This window comes from Diaphorobacter sp. ED-3 (genome assembly GCF_027625375.1).
Taxonomy (GTDB): Bacteria; Pseudomonadota; Gammaproteobacteria; order Burkholderiales; family Burkholderiaceae_C; genus Diaphorobacter; species Diaphorobacter nitroreducens.
In genome coordinates this window covers 1834654-1852047 of sequence record NZ_CP115182.1, presented here as the reverse complement: position 1 = coordinate 1852047, position 17394 = coordinate 1834654, and the positions used below count along the sequence as shown (strand labels likewise).

Sequence of the window (17394 nt, the reverse complement as noted above, 5' to 3'; positions counted from 1 at the left end):
CCCGTCCGTCAGGCGGCCCCGGCGCGCAGGGCGTCGTCCAGCGCCTGCAGGAAGCGCTGCGGGCGCTCAAACTGCACCCAGTGGCCGGCTTCCTCGATCAGCGCCATGCCGCGAAAGTCCGGAGCCGCCGCCGCGTAAGCGCCCTCCAATGCACCAATCCACTCTTTATACAGAGCGTCGCTGCGGCCATAGATCGCATGCACGGGGCACGGCACCAGCGGCAGAGCGCGCGCCAACGCATCGGTGTGCGCCAGGCGGCGGCGGGGCATGCGGTCGCGCACTACATTGGCCACGTGCGTTTTCAACGCCAGGCCGCCCAAACCGTCGATGAGCGAAGTGTCCTGGAGCATCAGCGCCGCCAGGTTGTAGCGGTGCGCCGCAATCTGCCCCTCCTGCGGCAGGTGGCGCCAGGCCTTGAGCTCGAATTGCCGTTGGGGCACCACCCCCATCGCCGGGGCTCCTACCAATACGAGCTGGCGGGCCAGTTCGGGGTGGGCTGCGAGCAGCAGGCCCGCCGTCAATCCACCAAAGGAAAATCCCACCAGGTCACACGGCCGTGGCCCGAACAGCGTACGCAGGCCTTCGGCCAGCGGCTCCACCAGCGCGTCCGCATCGCCCCCCACGGGTGGTGCGGCCGAATCTCCGAATCCTGGCAGATCGGGGACCCAGACCTCGCGACCACTGTCCTCCAGATCGTGGATGTTGCGCACCCAATGCGTCCAGCTGCCGCTGCCGCCATGCAGCAGTACCAGAGGCAGCGCACCCTCCTGGGATGCCCCCCAGACATGCCAGACGATGTCGCCGGTACCGCAGGGGGTGGACTCGCGCCGTGCGCGTTGCTGCAACGCAGTGACTTCAGGAGGCAGGGGCAGCGTGGCGAGCGATGGCTCCTTCACCATTGGGCCAGCCCATCAATGGCAAGGGCGTAGCCCTGCACCCCAAACCCGCACATCACCGCGCGGGCCGCGCCGGCCAGATAGGAGTGGTGGCGAAAGCTCTCGCGCGCATGCACGTTGCTGATGTGCAGCTCTACCACGGGCACTCCCGTGCCCTTGACGGCATCCAGGAGTGCCACGCTGGTATGGGTGTAGGCGGCAGCATTGAGCACGACGCCGGCCAGTTGGCCCGCCGCATGCAGCCGGCCGGCCTCGTGGATCCAGTCCACCAGAGCGCCTTCATGGTTGCTCTGGCGAAATACCAGCGCCAACCCGTGGCGTGCACATGCGGCCGTGCAGAGCTGCTCGACATCCGCCAGAGTCTGGGAGCCATACACCTGCGGCTCGCGCGTGCCCAGCAGGTTGAGATTGGGGCCGTTGAGAACGTAAACGGTTTTCGTCATGGAGTGCTAGCGCGGTTCTACCCGCCGCAACGGACCCGCGAATGCGCATTATCGCGGCCAGCACTCCGACTGGCGTGTCCGTGTCAGCGCCAATCGCGATGGCCGCGATGGTGCCGATGGCCGTGGCGGTACCCGTGCCCGTATCCGCGGTAATACCCCACGGGCGGTGCCACGACCACGGGTGGCGCGTAATAGACCGGGCGCGGAGCCCTGTATACGGGCGGTGCGTACACCACGGGCGGCGGGGCGTAATACACGGGTGGAGGCGAGTAATACACAGGAGCGGCGTTGCCCACCCCCACGACGGCGCCGGGCACGCCCACGCCGACAGACCAGTACACGTCGCTGCGTGCCTGGGCGGTGCCTGTGCCCACCAACAGGGCCAGCGCCACACCGGCCGAAGCGGCGGCGGCAAACCAAGAGCGATGTTGGATCATGAAAATCTCCTATGTAGGGGTGCCGCGGCACCCGGATGCCTGAACACAAGGCGTTTGGACGTCTAACGCGCCAGCACCGTGAAAGGATGGCATAAACAGATGTTCAGGTTGTTTCCGAACGTACCCCGCGCCGTTTCCATGCGTAACCGCAGCGGCCGCTCAACAAGCGCTCGCGCCGGTAGTACGCATCTATGCCGCCTAAAATCCCCCGCATGAGCACCCCCGTCCATCACGACACTTCTGCGGAAGCCGCAAAACCCAGCAACTTCCTGCGCCAGATCATCGAATCCGACCTGTCGCACGGTGTGCATGCCCAAAAACACTGGGCGGGCAGCCCAGGCGACGCAGCCCACCACGCCGCCGCAGCGGTTGACCCTGCCAAGATCCGCACGCGCTTTCCGCCTGAACCCAACGGCTACCTGCACGTGGGCCATGCCAAGAGCATCTGCCTGAATTTCGGCCTGGCGCGCGACTACGGCGGCGTCTGCCACCTGCGCTTTGACGACACCAACCCCGAGAAGGAAGATCAGGAGTACGTAGACAGCATCATCGATGCCGTGCGCTGGCTGGGCTTCGACTGGAAAGACCCCGACGGCCACGAGAACCTGTACTACGCCAGCAATTACTTTGGCTTCATGTACCGCGCGGCCGAGTACCTGATCGAGACCGGCAACGCCTACGTGGACGAGCAAACGCCCGAAGAGATGCGCGCCAACCGCGGCGACTTCGGCAAGCCCGGGGTAGACAGCCCCTATCGCAACCGTACCCCTGCGGAGAACCTGGCGCGCTTTCGCGAGATGCGTGACGGCAAGCTCCCCGATGGCGCCGCCGTGCTGCGCGCCAGGATCGACATGGGGCACCCCAACATCAACCTGCGCGACCCGGCCATCTACCGCATCAAGCACGCCGAGCACCACAACACCGGCAACCAATGGTGCATCTACCCCATGTACACCTTCGCGCACCCGATCGAGGATGCGCTGGAGTGCATCACCCACAGCATCTGTACGCTGGAGTTCGAGGACCAGCGCCCCTTCTACGACTGGCTGCTGGACCGTCTGGGGGAAGGCGGCCTGATCGCCCGCCCCCAGCCGCGCCAGTATGAGTTCGCGCGTCTGAACCTCACCTACGTCATCACCAGCAAGCGCAAGCTCAAGCACCTGGTGGACAGCGGCATCGTGAGCGGCTGGGACGATCCGCGCATGCCCACCATCGTGGGCCTGCGCCGGCGCGGCTATACGCCGGCCTCCATCCAGATGTTCTGCGAGCGCATTGGCGTGACCAAGGACTACAGCTGGATCGACTACGGCACGCTGGAGGGTTGCCTACGCGAGGACCTGGAATCCAAGGCACACCGCGCCATGGCCGTGCTCGACCCGCTCCCGCTCACGCTGACCAACTGGGCCGAAGTCTTCGGCAGCGACGGCCACGTCGAGGCCTGCAGCCTACCCGCCCTGCCGCACGCGCACGAAGGCCAGGCTGTTCCCGAGCGCCACTTCACCCTGGGCCGCGAGGTCTGGATCGAACGCGAAGACTTCGCCGAAGTGCCACCCAAGGGCTACAAGCGTCTTTATCCTCCCCGGCTCGGGGCGGACGGGCAAATGCTTCCAGGCAACACCGTGCGCCTGAAGGGCGGCTACGTCATCGAATGCACCGGCTGCGAGAAAGATGCGGGCGGCCACGTCACCCGCGTGCTCGCCACCGTGGTGCCCGACACCAAGAGCGGCACGCCCGGCGCCGATAGCGTGAAGGTAAAAGCCGCCATCACCTGGGTGGGGGTGCAGGACGGCGTGCAGGCCGAGGTGCGCCTCTACGACCGCCTGTTCACCGACGCCCAACCCGACGCGGGTGGTAAAGACTTTCTGGCCCTGCTCAATCCCGACAGCCTGAAGGTGGTGACTGCCTATGTGGAGCCATCACTGGCGGCCGCCCAGCCCGACGATAAGTTCCAGTTCGAGCGCTTCGGTTACTTCGTGGCCGACCGGGTGGACCACAGCGCTAGCCGCCCGGTGTTCAACAAGATCACCGGACTGAAGGACAGTTGGGCGAAATAGCCAGCCGCTGCTCGACAAGCAAATGCCCGCGTCCGCGGGCATTTTTTTCGTCTCAAACCGAACGCCTGCGCATTACTGAGGGTGCACGACGGAAATTCTCCCGGCGCAAAGATGGATTTTTAATAACGATTCTCGTTTGCTTTATCATCCCACCACCTTATTGCCGAGAAAGACTTGAGCCTCATGTCCATGCCTATGAAATCCTTGGTTGTTGCATGTGTTCTGGCCGCTGCAGGCGCCGCAAGTGCGCAGGACCAGGTGGTCAACCTGTATTCCGCCCGCCACTACGCCACCGATGAAGCGCTGTACAGCGGCTTTACCAAGGCCACGGGCATCAAGATCAATCGCGTGGATTCTGATGATGCCGGGATCATGGCCCGTCTCAAGGCAGAAGGAGCCGCATCCCCTGCCGACGTGATCCTCCTGGTGGACGCCGCCCGCCTCTACCGTGGCGAGGCCGACGGCCTGTTCCTGCCCGTGCGCTCGAAGGTGCTGGAGGACGCCATTCCCGCGAACCTGCGCGCAACACCGGTCGCCGACGGTGGTATTCCCTGGTTTGGCCTGTCCACGCGGGCGCGTGTGGTTGTCTACAACAAGACCAAGGTCAACAAGGACGATGTGGACACCTACGAAGAGTTGGGCGACCCCAAAAACAAAGGCAAGGTCTGCATCCGCTCCGGCTCCCACCCCTACAACCTGAGCCTGTTCGGCGCCGTGATGGAACACGTGGGTGAACAGAAAGCCGAAGCATGGCTCAAGGGCGTGGTGAACAACCTCGCCCGCGCGCCCAAGGGGGGCGACACCGATCAAATCAAGGCCGTCGCAGCAGGCGAATGCGATATCGCCGTGACCAACAGCTATTACCTCGCCCGCCTGATGCGCTCGGACAAGCCCGAGGACAAGGCCGTGGTGGACAAGGTGGCGGTGGTGTTCCCCAACCAGCAATCGTGGGGCACGCACATGAACATCGCAGGCGGCGCAGTGGCCCGCCACACCAAGAACCAAGCCAACGCCATCAAGTTCCTGGAATACCTGGCCAGCCCTGAGGCTCAGAACTACTTTGCCAACGGCAACAACGAATGGCCCGCCGCCAAAGGCGTGGATCCGGGCAACCCGGCCCTCAAGGCCATGACGGGCGGCCAACCGTTCAAGAGTGAAACCATCCCCATTAGCGCGGTCGGCGCCAACACCGTCAAGGTACAGCAGATGCTGGACCGCGTCGGTTTCCGGTAAGCCCTCTGCCCCTTGCGCACAGCCCGGCCCTGCCGGGCTGTTGCTTTTCTAGGAGTGCCGGATCGCTCGGTGATAATTAACGTTTACGTTAACGTAACTTTGGAGACAGACCATGGAAATCAAGGGCAAGGTGTTCATCGTCACCGGCGGCGCGTCAGGCCTGGGTGAAGGCACGGCACGCATGCTGGCTTCAGCGGGCGGCTTGGTGGTGATTGCCGACATGCAGGCCGACAAGGGCGAAGCCGTCGCGCGCGAGATCGGCGGGCGCTTCGTGCGCTGCGACGTGAGCAGCGAGGCCGATGGCCAAGCCGTGGTGGCCGCAGCGGTATCGATGGGCAAGCTCATGGGCCTGGTGAACTGCGCCGGCATCGCCCCTGCGGAAAAGACCGTTGGCAAGAACGGCGCGCATGCGCTGGCTTCGTTCACCAAGACCATCACGGTGAACCTGATCGGCAGCTTCAACATGATCCGCCTGGCCGCCGAGGCCATGTGCAAGAACGAACCCGAAGCCACCGGCGAGCGCGGGGTGATGATCTCCACCGCCAGTGTGGCGGCCTATGACGGGCAGATCGGGCAGGCGGCGTACTCTGCTTCCAAGGGCGGAATCGTGGGCATGACACTGCCCATCGCCCGCGACCTGGCACGCAACGGCATCCGCAACATGACCATTGCCCCCGGCATCTTCGGCACCCCCATGCTGTTCGGCATGCCCCAGGAGGTACAGGACGCGCTGGCCGCCGGCGTCCCCTTCCCCAGCCGCCTCGGCACCCCGCAGGATTACGCCAAGCTGGTGCGCCACATCTTCGAGAACGACATGCTCAATGGCGAAGTGATTCGTCTGGATGGCGCGATCCGCCTTCCACCGAAGTGATTTTTTGATAGCGCCTTGCGCTTGTCTGTATTGGGTTCGAGCCCGATTCCGTATATTTTCCTAACGAAACCAACGCGGACGCAGTCGATGAGTAACTGCGGTTAGGGCTGGCGGCGCACGGACGCAGGCAAGCGCTGCAGTTCAGCCTCCAAGGCGCGGATGTTGCTCTGGTGGCGGTTCACCGCCAGCTGCGCATCCGCACCGCCCGCCCCCTCCTGCGCCTGCAGGCGCCGCAAGGCGTCGCGCTCCTTGTCCAGTTCATGGTTCTGGATCGCGCGGCGCCCATCACCATCGGGCTGCACGATCACGGGCGTGTGTCCTGGCGAAGCGGCGTACGCGCGGCCGAAGCACAAAAACCGCTAGTACGTGCAAACAACGTAGGGTTTAGCGCTTTTATTGATGCGAATGGACAGATTCTCAGTAGCCCAATGGGGCATGCCGGGAAGGGATCCATAAACATTCAGCCACGTCGCGGAGCGACGCCCTATATCCGCATAGCCGCTTGGCTGTCGCAATAAATTCTGAAAACACAAAAAAAGCCGCTGCAAATAATTTTGCAGTGGCTTTTTTGATATTGGCGGAGTGGACGGGACTCGAACCCGCGACCCCCGGCGTGACAGGCCGGTATTCTAACCGACTGAACTACCACTCCGCGTCGGTGTGACTTTTGCCCTGCTGCTAATGCAACCGAGCCAAGTGCCACAAAACTTGGCGACCCTACGGGGATTCGAACCCCGGTACTCACCGTGAAAGGGTGATGTCCTAGGCCTCTAGACGATAGGGTCAAAACCTAGAAACTTGTAAACCAACAAATCTTGGTGGAGGTAAGCGGGATCGAACCGCTGACCTCTTGCATGCCATGCAAGCGCTCTCCCAGCTGAGCTATACCCCCAAGATGGCGGAGTGGACGGGACTCGAACCCGCGACCCCCGGCGTGACAGGCCGGTATTCTAACCGACTGAACTACCACTCCGCGTCGGTAGCTGCTTGCATTCTTGCGAATCAAGTGCAGCCAAACTTGGCGACCCTACGGGGATTCGAACCCCGGTACTCACCGTGAAAGGGTGATGTCCTAGGCCTCTAGACGATAGGGTCAAAACCTAAGAACTTCCGTTCAAATCATCAGGTGGTGGAGGTAAGCGGGATCGAACCGCTGACCTCTTGCATGCCATGCAAGCGCTCTCCCAGCTGAGCTATACCCCCTTTGACTTCGACATTTAATTTCTTATCTGTCGTCATCACCTGAGCCTTGAATTATAGACAGGTTTTTAACGACTTTTCAATCGCGCGAGGATTTTTTCGCGACCCAGCAGTTCGAGCACGGCATCCACCGACGGCGTATGCGCGGTACCCATGGTCAGCACCCGCACGGGCATTGCGAGTTGCGGCATCTTCAAACCCAGCTGCTTGAGGACATCCTTGATCGCAGCGTTGATTGCGTCCTTGTTCCACGCCACGGTCTCCATGGCGGCGGCAAACGCGTCGAGCGCCGGTGTGGCGGTTTCAGTCACGTGCTTCGCGAAGTCGTCTGCATCGGGCTCGATGGCGTCCACATAGAACACGCGCGCCCAGCGTGCCAGGTCCACCAGCGTTTCGCAGCGGTCTTTGAACAGCGCGCAGATGCGCGGCAAGCGGTCATCAGCATCCAACTGCGCCTCTGGAACACCCGCCTGCACGACGAAGGGCCGCACGAGTGCTGCCAACTGCGCATCTTCCATGGCCTTGAGATGCTGTGCGTTCACCCAGCGCAGCTTGGCCTCGTCGAACTGGCCGGCGCTGCGGCCCAGGTGATCCAGGTTGAACCATTCCAGGAATTGCGCGCGGCTGAAGATCTCGTCATCGCCATGGCTCCAGCCCAATCGGGCCAGGTAGTTGACCATGGCGTCGGGCAGATAGCCCTCGTCGCGGTACTGCGTCACGGCCTTGGCACCGTTGCGCTTGCTCATCTTCTCACCCTGCTCGTTGAGCACGGTGGGCAGATGAGCGAACACGGGCACCGTGGCGCCCAGGGCCTCGAAGATGTGGATCTGGCGCGGTGTGTTGTTCACATGGTCGTCTCCGCGAATCACGTGGGTGATGCGCATGTCCATGTCGTCCACGCAAACGCAGAAGTTGTAGGTGGGCGTGCCGTCCGGGCGCGCGATGACCAGGTCGTCCAGCTCGCTGTTCTGGAACTCGATGCGACCCTTGCACTTGTCGTCCCAGCCAACCACACCGCCCTGGGGCGTCTTGAAGCGCAGCACAGGCTTCACGCCTTCCGGCACGGGCGGCAGCACCTTGCCGGGCTCGGGGCGCCAAGTGCCGTCATAGCGGGGCTTTTCCTTCGCGGCCATCTGGCGTTCACGCAAGGCATCGAGCTCTTCCACGCTCATGTAGCAGGGATAGACATGGCCTGCAGCCTGCAGTTGGGCCAGGACTTCCTTGTAGCGCTCCATGCGCTGCATCTGGTAGTACGGGCCCTCGTCATGGTCGAGCTGCAGCCAGGACATGCCCTCCAGAATGACGTCGACCGAGGCCTGGGTGGAACGCTCCAGATCAGTGTCCTCAATGCGCAGGATGAACACGCCGTCGTTGGCACGCGCGAAGGCCCAGGGATAGAGAGCGGAGCGGATGTTGCCCAGGTGGATGAAGCCCGTGGGCGACGGGGCGAAACGGGTGCGTACTTGTTGTTGTGTCATGGCAGGGTGTCCAGGCCTCGGCAGAGGTCGGTCTTCAGATCGTCGATATGTTCCAGGCCTACGGAGACGCGGATCAGCCCCTGGCCGATGCCGGCCGCCTGGCGCTGCTCTTCCGTGAGGCGCCCGTGCGAGGTGCTGGCCGGATGGGTGATGGTGGTCTTCACGTCGCCCAGGTTGGCGGTGATGGAGCACACGCGCGTGCTGTCGATGACGTGGAAGGCATTCGCGCGCAGCTGCGCCGCGCCTTGCCCCACCACGTCGAACGCCAGCACCGGGCCGCCCATGCCGCCCTGCTGGCGCATGGCCAATGCATGCTGCGGATGGCTGGCCAGGCCCGAATAGTGCACGCGCGCCACCTTGGGATGTGTGGCCAGCCAGGTCGCCAGTTCCAAAGCCGCGGCGCTTTGCGCGCGCACGCGCAGCGACAGCGTCTCCAGCCCCTTGAGCACGACCCATGCATTGAACGGCGACAGGTTCAGCCCCGCGCTGCGCATGAAGGTGCCCATGACCTTGTCCACCAGCGCGGTGGTGCCGCACACGGCGCCCGCCATCACGCGGCCCTGGCCGTCCAGCAGTTTGGTGCCCGAGTAGACCACCAGGTCAGCGCCCAATTGCGCCGGGCGCTGCAGCGCGGGCGAGCAGAAGCTGTTGTCCACCGCCAACAGCAGGCCGCGCGCATGCGCGATCTGCGCCAGTGCGGCGATGTCGCACAGATCGCCCAGCGGGTTGGTCGGTGTCTCGGCAAACAGCAAGCGGGTATTCGGGCGGATGGCCGCCTCCCACGACTGCAGGTCGGTCTGCGAGACAAAGGTCGTCTCTACGCCGAAGCGCGCCATCTCCGACCCGAGCAGCTTGAGCGTGGAGCCGAACATGGACTGCGACGCCACCACGTGGTCGCCGCTCTTGAGCACGGTAAGCGCCATCAGCAGGATGGCCGACATGCCGGTGCTGGTGGCCACCGCGCATTCCGTGCCCTCCATGGCCGCCAGGCGGCGCTCGAAGCTGCTGACCGTGGGGTTGGCGGTGCGGGTGTAGGTGTAGCCCGGCTCTTCGTTGGCGAAGCGGCGTGCGGCGCTTTCGCAGTCGCTCTGCACGAAGCTGCTGGTCATGTACAGCGCCTCGCTGTGCTCGCCCCACTGGCTGCGCGCGAGGGCCTCGCGAACGGCGAGGGTCTCAGGGCGCAGCCCCTCGGGCAGGGGTTGATCGGTCACGGTGGCGGTCCTTGTTCTAAAAAATAGGAGCTGATAGCGCTTGCTGCACCTGGACTTCAGGCATTTTTTACACTGAAACCCAGTACCAAAAAGCGCAGGGCGCTCATCTTTTTGATGAGCGCGAGTGTACTCACGCCTCCTGGGCGTTGGGCAGGGACAGCCGGGAGGTGTCTTCCTGCTCCTCTTCACCACCCCGGTTGCGGCCCTCGTTGAGCGCGGTCACTTCCTCGTCGGAGATGTCGCCGGTGATGTACACGCCGTCGAAGCACGAGGCCTCGAACCCCTCCACCTTGCGGTTGATCTTGCCCACGGCCTGCTTCATGGCCTCGACGTCTTGGTAAATCAGTGCATCGGCGCCGATCAGCTGGCGGATCTCCTCCACCGTGCGGCCGTGCGCGACCAGCTCGGAGCGCGTGGGCATGTCGATGCCATAGACATTGGGGTGGCGCACCGGCGGCGCGGCAGAAGCCAGGTAGACCTTTACCGCGCCGGCGTCGCGCGCCATCTGCACGATCTCCTTGGAGGTGGTGCCGCGCACGATGGAGTCGTCTACCAGCAGCACCTTGCGGCCCTTGAACTCGCTGCCGATAGCGTTGAGCTTCTGGCGCACCGACTTCTTGCGCACGCCCTGCCCCGGCATGATGAAGGTGCGGCCCACGTAGCGGTTCTTGACGAAGCCCTCGCGGTACGGAATGCCCAGCAGCTGCGCGAGCTGCATAGCGCTGGGGCGGCTGGATTCGGGGATGGGGATGATGGCGTCGATCTCGCTGGGAGGCACGGTGGAGATCACGCGCTTGGCCAGCGTCTCGCCCATGTTCAGCCGCGCCTGGTAGACCGAGATGCCGTCCATCACCGAGTCGGGACGCGCCAAATACACGTACTCGAACACGCAGGGGTTGAGGTGCGGGTTCTCGGCGCACTGCTGGGTTTCCACGCGGCCGTCGGCGTGCACGAACACGGCCTCGCCGGGCGCGACGTCACGGTCCAGCACCTGGGTCGTGCCCTCCAGCGCCACGGATTCGCTCGCCAGCATCACGGTGCCGTCCGCGCCGCGGCCCATGCACAGCGGGCGGATGCCGAACGGGTCGCGGAACGCCAGCAGGCCATAGCCCGCGATCAGCGCGATCACGGCATAGGAGCCCTTGACGCGCTTGTGCACCGCGCGCACGGCCTTGAATACGTCCTCGGACTGCAGCGGCGCGCCGCTGGTGGCGCGCGCCAGCTCATGCGCCAGCACGTTGAGCAGCACTTCGGAGTCGCTCTCGGTGTTGGTGTGGCGGTGGTCGGTGTCGGCCAGTTCGCCGCGCAGCTGCTTGGCGTTGGTGAGGTTGCCGTTGTGCACCATCACGATGCCGAACGGCGCGTTCACGTAGAACGGCTGGGCCTCCTCCTCGCTGGAGGCATTGCCCGCCGTGGGATAGCGCACCTGCCCCAGGCCGATGGTGCCGGGCAGTGCGCGCATGTTGCGCGTGCGAAACACGTCGCGCACCATGCCCTTGGCCTTGTGCATGAAGAACTTGCGCCCTTCCTGCGTGACGATGCCCGCGGCGTCCTGTCCCCGGTGCTGCAGCAGCAGCAAGGCGTCATAGATCAGCTGATTCACGGGGGCCGTGCTGACCACGCCGACAATTCCACACATAGTTTCGTTCCAGTTTTGGCGGCGGGGTTTCCCGCCGATCACACACATCACTCACCGCGGCCGCGCCGCCAGGCCCGCTAGGAAGGCAGATGGCGGCCCAGTTCATCCGGCAGCGCGGGCCTCAACCCCTTGAGCGCCCCCTGCAACAGGGGGGCGGCTTGCGATTCCTTCCACCACGGCGCATCCTGCATCGGCGTCCAGCCGGCCACCAGCACCACGGCCAGCAGCAGCACCAGGCCGCGCAGCACGCCAAACAGTGCCCCTAGCGCCCGGTCCGCGGGCCGCAGGCCCACCGCCTCGACCAGTTTCTTGAGCAGCCACGCCACCAGCCCACACGCAAACACCGCACCGACGAACACCACCGCGAAGCCCGCCACATGGCGCCAGGTGGCATCCGCCTGCCCCATGGGCAGCAGCGCGCCCATATCGTCCGCGAACCATTGCGCGGCAAAGAACGCCACCACCCAGCCGGCCAGCGACAGCAACTCGAACACCAGCCCGCGCCATGCACCGATCAGCAGCGACGCGCACAGCACCACCAGGAAGATCCAGTCCAGCGCCGCCATGCGCAACCTCTGAAACGCCGTCCCGGGCCGCCAGCCGGCCTACAGCGCCAACACCGACGCGGACAGCCCCGCGCCCTTGACGCGGCCGGCCGCCTTGTCGGCGTCCGCACGGCTGGTGAACGGACCCACTCGCACGCGCGTGCGCTTGCCATCCTTGGTGTCCACCACCTGGGTATAGGTCTTGAGGCCGGAGCGCTCCAACCGATCGCGCACCTCGCGCGCCTTGTCGGCGTCCGCGAAGGCGCCTACCTGCACGATGAAGCGGCCCTGCTCCTCGCGCGCAGCGGCGGGCGCGGCGCTGGGCTGCGGGTTGCGGCCTTCGAGCAGTGCGCGGGCGCGCGCGGCATCGTCCTGGCGCGCAGGCTTGGGATCGGGCCGGGGTTCTGGTTTGGATTCCGTTTTGGCCTCTGCCTTGGGCGCGGGCTTGGGTTCCGGTTTGGGCTCGGGCTTGGATTCCGCCGGGGTTTCCGCCTTAGCCGGCACTTTGGGTTCCGCACGCGCAGCGGGCTGCGAGGCCGCTGGCGCACTGCGTGGGCGGGACGCCACCACTTCCTCGCCCGCATCCAGGCCGGAAGTCGCCGGCTCCGCGGCGCGGGGTGTATTGGCCTCTTGCTGCGGCACCACCAGCGGAGCCACCTTGTGGCGATCGGGAATGTCCATCGCCACATTCACCGGGACCGGCCGCGGCTGGGTGTCGAACAGCAGGGGGAAGCCCACCACGCCCACCAGCACCAGTACTGCAGCGCCCAGCAGGCGGTGGCGCGCGCGTCGGCGCATTTCCTCGATGCTCTCGGCCTGCGGAGTGCGTGAGCGCTTGGCGGGTTTGTTGGTGTCGCCCGACGGCTCCTGCCGGCCAGGCCAACGAAACTTGAAAAAAGCCATGGAGTGCGGACTCGTTATGCGCCCAGATGCTTGGCCTGCAGGCGCGGCACCCCATGCTGGAGCACGCCACCCACCGTGTAGAACGAGCCAAAGACCACAATTCTATCAGCGGGGTCCGCGGCCTCCACGGCCGCGCGCAGCGCCTCCTCGGGGTTGGCGTGCAGGCTGGTGGCGACCTCACGGCGCCCTCCGGCCACCATCTGCAGCGCATTCCATTTCTGCTGCAGGCTGGCGGCCGTCTCGGCGCGCGGCGTGGGCAGGTCGGTGAAATACCAGCGGTCGATCACCGGCCCCACCTTGGCCAGCATGGGCGCCAGATCCTTGTCGGCCATGGCGCCAAACACCGCGTGCGTGGTCGGGAAGTAGCCCATGGCGTCCAGATTGGCCGTGAGCGCCGCCACCGAGTGCGGGTTGTGCGCCACGTCCAGCACCAGCGTGGGCTGGCCCGGCACGATCTGGAAGCGCCCAGGCAGTTCCACCAGCGCCAGGCCGGCGCGCACCGCCTGCGCGGTGATGGGCAGGCGTTCACGCACTGCCTCCAGCGCAGCGAGTGCGCCCGAGGCATTGACCAGTTGGTTGGCGCCCCGCAGCGCCGGATACGCCAGGCCCGCGTAGCGGCGCCCGCGCCCGGCCCACGCCCACTGCTGCTTGTCGCCCGAGAAGTTGAAGTCCTGCCCGAAGCGCCACAGGTCGGCGCCGATCTCGCGCGCATGGTCGATCACGCTCTGCGGCGGCATGGGGTCGCTCACCACCACGGGGCGGCCGGTGCGCATGATGCCGGCCTTCTCGCGGCCGATGGTCTCGCGGTCAGGCCCGAGGAACTCCACATGGTCGATGTCCACGCTGGTGATCACCGCGCAGTCGGCGTCGATGATGTTGGTGGCATCCAACCGCCCGCCCAGCCCCACCTCCAGGATGGCCACGTCCAGCAGCGACAGGCTCATGTGCCGCAGGATGGCGAGCGTGGTGAATTCGAAGTAGGTCAGCGTGACCTCGTTGCCGTTCTGCGTGCGCGCCCGCTCCACCGCCTCAAAGCTGGCCACCAACGATGCGGCATCGACGATCTCGCCACGGATGCGGCAACGCTCCTCAAAATGCACCAGATGGGGCGATGTATAGACCCCCGTACGGTAGCCGGCCTGCAGGGCCACGGCCTCCAGCATGGCGCAGGTCGAGCCCTTGCCGTTGGTGCCCGCCACGGTGATCACGGGGCAGTTGAAGCGCAGCCCCAGGCGGCGCGCCACCTCGCCCACGCGCTCCAGGCCCATGTCGATGTTCTTGGGGTGCAGCTGCTCGCAGTGGCGAAGCCAGCCTTCCAGTGTCTGCGGAGGAATGTGCATAGCCCGTGAATTGTCGCCGAGCCGGGCTTGCGCGATGATCCCGGGCCATGAGTACCCCCACGATCATCGTCTACGGCATTCCCAACTGCGACACCGTCAAGAAGGCCCGCGCCTGGCTGCAGGAGCAAGGCTTGGCCTACCAGTTCCACGACTTCAAGAAGCAAGGCGTGCCCGCCGAGCGCCTGCCCGCGTGGATGGCCGCCGTGGGCTGGGAGAAGCTGCTCAACCGCCAGGGCACGACCTGGCGCAAGCTGGACGCGGCCGCGCAGGCCGGCGTGACGGACGCCCGCAGCGCGGCCGCGCTGATGTGCGAGCAGCCCTCGGTCATCAAGCGGCCCGTGGTCGAGTGGCAGGGCGGCCCCGCGGGTGAAGTGACGGTGGGCTTCAGCCCCGAGGCATGGAACGCACGCGCGGCCAGCCACTCCAAGGCATGAGGCAACACATCTTTACGCAGATTTACGGGTCGGCGCGGGTGTGTTGACGCGCCGGGCTGAAACTTCCCGCAGGTTCGGCGCGTTGTAGGCCGACCGAAAGGAGCTTTTTGCCCATGAACAAGATTTTTGTCCTCGCGGCCCTGGCCACGGCCGCGCTGGCCGCCCAGGCGCAGGAACAAGGCCGCGTGCTGTCGGCCACGCCCATCACCGAGCAGATCGCGATTCCGCAGCAGGTCTGCGGCAACGAAACCATCTACAGCGGCGCCCGCCCCACCTCCGGCGCGGGCGCGGTGCTGGGCGCGATTGCCGGCGGCGCCGCGGGCAACGCCATCGGTGGCGGCAGCGGCCGCGCCGCGGCCACGGCCCTGGGTGTGATTGGTGGCGCGGTGCTGGGCAACCAGATCGAGGGCGGTCGCCCCGGCTACCAGAACGTGCAGCGCTGCACGACCGAAACCTACTACGACAACCAGATCGTCGGCTACGACGTGGTCTACGAATACGCCGGCCGGCACTACAACACGCGCACGCAGACGGACCCAGGCGCGTGGATTCCACTCACCGTGCAGCCGGCGGTGCCGGGAGTGTCGCGCGCTCCCGCCGGATACCCGCCCACCTACGGCCCCACCTACTCTCCTACCTATTCCGGCGGCTATGCGCAGCCGGGCGTGGTGGTGTCCACCCAGCCGGGCCCGCCGGCCTACATCGTGGAGCCGCCCGTCACCGTGATCGAATACCGCGACAACTATGGCCATCCCTACCGTCCGCCCCGCTACCACGACCGTTACTGGCGCTGAGCAGAGCGCCACGGCCTGGCGGCCAGCACGCAGACGGCACATGCCAGAGGGCTCTTCGGAGCCCTTTTTCGTTGCTGCGGGGCAAACGCCGCCCCGCGCCCGCACGGGGTGCGCCGGCACGCGCAGGCTCTAGAATCGATGTTTGTCCCATCCTCTGCGTCCCCATCCATGACCACCGAAAAAATCGACGGTGTTTCCGTCACCACCCAGGCCAATGTGTACTTTGACGGCAAGTGCGTGAGCCACAACCTCACGTACCCCGATGGCACGAAGAAGTCGGTGGGTGTGGTGCTGCCGGCCACGTTGACCTTCGGCACGGGCGCACCCGAGATCATGGAATGCGTGGGCGGATCCTGCGAATACCAGCTGGACGGCACCGACGCCTGGGTCAAGGTGGGCGCGGGCGAGAAGTTCAGCGTGCCGGGCAATTCCAAATTCAACATCCGCGTGACCGAGGCTTTCCACTACATCTGCCACTACGGCTGAGCATGTTTTAAGCCTCCAACGCTTATCACACAAGCGCGGGCAGCTATCAATTTTCAAGAGAATCCCATGGCAACCATCCTGCAACACCTCCCCGTCGGCCAGAAGGTCGGCATCGCCTTCTCGGGCGGCCTCGACACCAGCGCCGCGCTGCGCTGGATGAAGAACAAGGGCGCCCTGCCCTACGCCTACACCGCCAACCTGGGCCAGCCTGACGAAGCCGACTACGATGAGATTCCCCGCAAGGCCATGGAGTACGGCGCCGAGAAGGCCCGCCTGATCGACTGCCGCACGCAACTGGCGCACGAGGGCATTGCCGCCATCCAGGCCGGAGCCTTCCACATCAGCACCGGTGGCATCACCTACTTCAACACCACGCCGCTGGGCCGCGCCGTGACGGGCACCATGCTGGTGGCCGCGATGAAGGAGGACGACGTCCACATCTGGGGCGACGGCTCCACCTTCAAGGGCAACGACATCGAGCGCTTCTACCGCTACGGCCTGCTCACCAACCCCGCGCTGAAGATCTACAAGCCCTGGCTGGACCAGAAGTTCATCGACGAGCTGGGCGGGCGCGCCGAGATGTCGGCCTTCATGACCAAGGAAGGCTTCGGCTACAAGATGAGCGCCGAGAAGGCCTACAGCACCGACAGCAACATGCTGGGCGCCACGCACGAGGCGAAGGACCTGGAGTTCCTCAGCAGCGGCATTCGCATCGTCAACCCCATCATGGGCGTGGCGTTCTGGAAGCCCGAAGTCGACGTGCCGGCCGAAGAAGTGTCGGTCACCTTCGACGAGGGGCAACCCGTGGCCGTGAACGGCAAGGAGATCGCCGACCCTGTGGAGCTGTTCCTGGAATTGAACCGCATCGGCGGCCGCCACGGCTTAGGGATGAGCGACCAGATCGAGAACCGCATCATCGAAGCCAAGAGCCGCGGCATCTACGAAGCCCCCGGCATGGCGCTGCTGCACATCGCCTACGAGCGCCTGGTCACCGGCATCCACAACGAAGACACCATCGAGCAGTACCGCCTGAACGGCCTGAAGCTCGGCCGCCTGCTGTACCAGGGCCGCTGGTTCGACCCCCAGGCCATCATGCTGCGCGAGACGGCCCAGCGCTGGGTGGCGCGCGCCGTGACCGGCACCGTGACGCTCGAGCTGCGTCGCGGCAACGACTACTCCATCCTGAACACCGAGTCGCCCAACCTGACCTACGCGCCCGAGCGCCTGTCGATGGAAAAGGTGGAAGACGCGCCGTTCAGCCCGCTGGACCGCATCGGCCAGTTGACCATGCGCAACCTGGACATCTCCGACACGCGCGGCAAGCTGGGCGTGTATGCGCGCGCCGGCCTGCTGTCGCTGGGCGGCAATGCCGCGCTGGCGCAGCTGGAAGACGGCGGCGCGAAGAAAAAATAAGTATCAAACAGGCCTCT

General features: G+C 65.4%; 17 protein-coding genes and 6 tRNA genes. 7 read left to right on the top strand and 16 right to left on the bottom strand.

The window, feature by feature from the left end; genetic code table 11:
- Positions 1-8: 8 nt before the first annotated feature.
- The 3 genes from PCQ86_RS09185 to PCQ86_RS09175 all read right to left on the bottom strand — a co-directional run bounded on the left by PCQ86_RS09185 (position 9) and on the right by PCQ86_RS09175 (position 1776).
- Positions 9-899, bottom strand: coding sequence for an alpha/beta fold hydrolase (locus PCQ86_RS09185; RefSeq protein ID WP_270175324.1), 891 nt, complete (start codon positions 897-899; stop codon positions 9-11).
- On the bottom strand, positions 893-1339 hold the full coding sequence (aroQ, locus tag PCQ86_RS09180) for a type II 3-dehydroquinate dehydratase (protein WP_011804883.1): 447 nt from the start codon (positions 1337-1339) through the stop codon (positions 893-895). Before aroQ ends, PCQ86_RS09185 begins: the two co-directional genes overlap by 7 nt.
- An 83-nt stretch (positions 1340-1422) precedes the next feature.
- Complete coding sequence (locus tag PCQ86_RS09175) at positions 1423-1776, bottom strand: hypothetical protein (protein ID WP_011804882.1); 354 nt, start codon at positions 1774-1776, stop codon at positions 1423-1425.
- Between the two features lie 212 nt (positions 1777-1988).
- Here PCQ86_RS09175 and PCQ86_RS09170 point away from each other — a divergent pair, with 212 nt between their 5' ends.
- The 3 genes from PCQ86_RS09170 (at position 1989) to PCQ86_RS09160 (ending at position 5934) form a co-directional block, all read left to right on the top strand.
- Positions 1989-3830 carry a glutamine--tRNA ligase/YqeY domain fusion protein gene (locus tag PCQ86_RS09170; RefSeq protein ID WP_011804881.1) on the top strand — a complete coding sequence of 614 codons (1842 nt, stop codon included), beginning with the start codon at positions 1989-1991 and terminating at the stop codon, positions 3828-3830.
- Positions 3831-4013: 183 nt separating this feature from the next.
- Complete coding sequence (locus tag PCQ86_RS09165; RefSeq protein WP_135148719.1) at positions 4014-5063, top strand: extracellular solute-binding protein; 1050 nt, start codon at positions 4014-4016, stop codon at positions 5061-5063.
- Between the two features lie 112 nt (positions 5064-5175).
- Complete coding sequence (locus PCQ86_RS09160; protein ID WP_011804879.1) at positions 5176-5934, top strand: 3-hydroxyacyl-CoA dehydrogenase; 759 nt, start codon at positions 5176-5178, stop codon at positions 5932-5934.
- A gap of 101 nt (positions 5935-6035) precedes the next feature.
- Here the strand turns inward: PCQ86_RS09160 and PCQ86_RS09155 are convergent, their stop codons facing one another.
- The 13 genes from PCQ86_RS09155 to folC form a co-directional block, all read right to left on the bottom strand.
- Positions 6036-6242, bottom strand: a complete 207-nt coding sequence (locus tag PCQ86_RS09155; RefSeq protein ID WP_157497528.1) for a hypothetical protein — start codon at positions 6240-6242, stop codon at positions 6036-6038.
- Positions 6243-6509: 267 nt separating this feature from the next.
- Positions 6510-6586: transfer RNA gene (locus PCQ86_RS09150), tRNA-Asp, on the bottom strand.
- Between the two features lie 57 nt (positions 6587-6643).
- Positions 6644-6719: transfer RNA gene (locus PCQ86_RS09145), tRNA-Glu, on the bottom strand.
- A gap of 31 nt (positions 6720-6750) precedes the next feature.
- Positions 6751-6826: transfer RNA gene (locus PCQ86_RS09140), tRNA-Ala, on the bottom strand.
- Between the two features lie 4 nt (positions 6827-6830).
- Positions 6831-6907 (bottom strand) — tRNA-Asp (locus PCQ86_RS09135).
- A gap of 46 nt (positions 6908-6953) precedes the next feature.
- Positions 6954-7029 (bottom strand) — tRNA-Glu (locus tag PCQ86_RS09130).
- Between the two features lie 32 nt (positions 7030-7061).
- A tRNA-Ala gene (locus PCQ86_RS09125) sits at positions 7062-7137 on the bottom strand.
- Positions 7138-7202: 65 nt separating this feature from the next.
- On the bottom strand, positions 7203-8612 hold the full coding sequence (gene gltX / locus PCQ86_RS09120) for a glutamate--tRNA ligase (RefSeq protein WP_047350469.1): 1410 nt from the start codon (positions 8610-8612) through the stop codon (positions 7203-7205).
- The gene (locus tag PCQ86_RS09115; RefSeq protein ID WP_270175323.1) at positions 8609-9823 is read right to left on the bottom strand and encodes an O-succinylhomoserine sulfhydrylase; all 1215 of its coding nucleotides are present in this window, start codon (positions 9821-9823) and stop codon (positions 8609-8611) included. Before PCQ86_RS09115 ends, gltX begins: the two co-directional genes overlap by 4 nt.
- A 130-nt stretch (positions 9824-9953) precedes the next feature.
- Entirely contained in the window at positions 9954-11462 is a 1509-nt protein-coding gene (gene purF / locus PCQ86_RS09110) for an amidophosphoribosyltransferase (RefSeq protein WP_011805892.1), read from the bottom strand.
- Between the two features lie 77 nt (positions 11463-11539).
- Complete coding sequence (locus PCQ86_RS09105; protein ID WP_011805893.1) at positions 11540-12028, bottom strand: CvpA family protein; 489 nt, start codon at positions 12026-12028, stop codon at positions 11540-11542.
- A 39-nt stretch (positions 12029-12067) separates the two neighbouring features.
- Complete coding sequence (locus PCQ86_RS09100) at positions 12068-12910, bottom strand: SPOR domain-containing protein (protein ID WP_270175322.1); 843 nt, start codon at positions 12908-12910, stop codon at positions 12068-12070.
- 14 nt (positions 12911-12924) lie between these two features.
- On the bottom strand, positions 12925-14250 hold the full coding sequence (gene folC / locus PCQ86_RS09095) for a bifunctional tetrahydrofolate synthase/dihydrofolate synthase (RefSeq protein ID WP_011805895.1): 1326 nt from the start codon (positions 14248-14250) through the stop codon (positions 12925-12927).
- Positions 14251-14297: 47 nt separating this feature from the next.
- Here folC and PCQ86_RS09090 point away from each other — a divergent pair, with 47 nt between their 5' ends.
- The 4 genes from PCQ86_RS09090 (at position 14298) to argG (ending at position 17377) form a co-directional block, all read left to right on the top strand.
- Positions 14298-14684 carry an ArsC family reductase gene (locus PCQ86_RS09090; protein WP_270175321.1) on the top strand — a complete coding sequence of 129 codons (387 nt, stop codon included), beginning with the start codon at positions 14298-14300 and terminating at the stop codon, positions 14682-14684.
- A 113-nt stretch (positions 14685-14797) separates the two neighbouring features.
- Entirely contained in the window at positions 14798-15478 is a 681-nt protein-coding gene (locus PCQ86_RS09085) for a glycine zipper 2TM domain-containing protein (RefSeq protein WP_047350465.1), read from the top strand.
- Between the two features lie 168 nt (positions 15479-15646).
- Positions 15647-15964, top strand: a complete 318-nt coding sequence (gene ppnP / locus PCQ86_RS09080; protein ID WP_011805898.1) for a pyrimidine/purine nucleoside phosphorylase — start codon at positions 15647-15649, stop codon at positions 15962-15964.
- A 66-nt stretch (positions 15965-16030) separates the two neighbouring features.
- Entirely contained in the window at positions 16031-17377 is a 1347-nt protein-coding gene (gene argG, locus PCQ86_RS09075) for an argininosuccinate synthase (RefSeq protein WP_011805899.1), read from the top strand.
- The last annotated feature ends 17 nt before the right edge of the window (positions 17378-17394 follow it).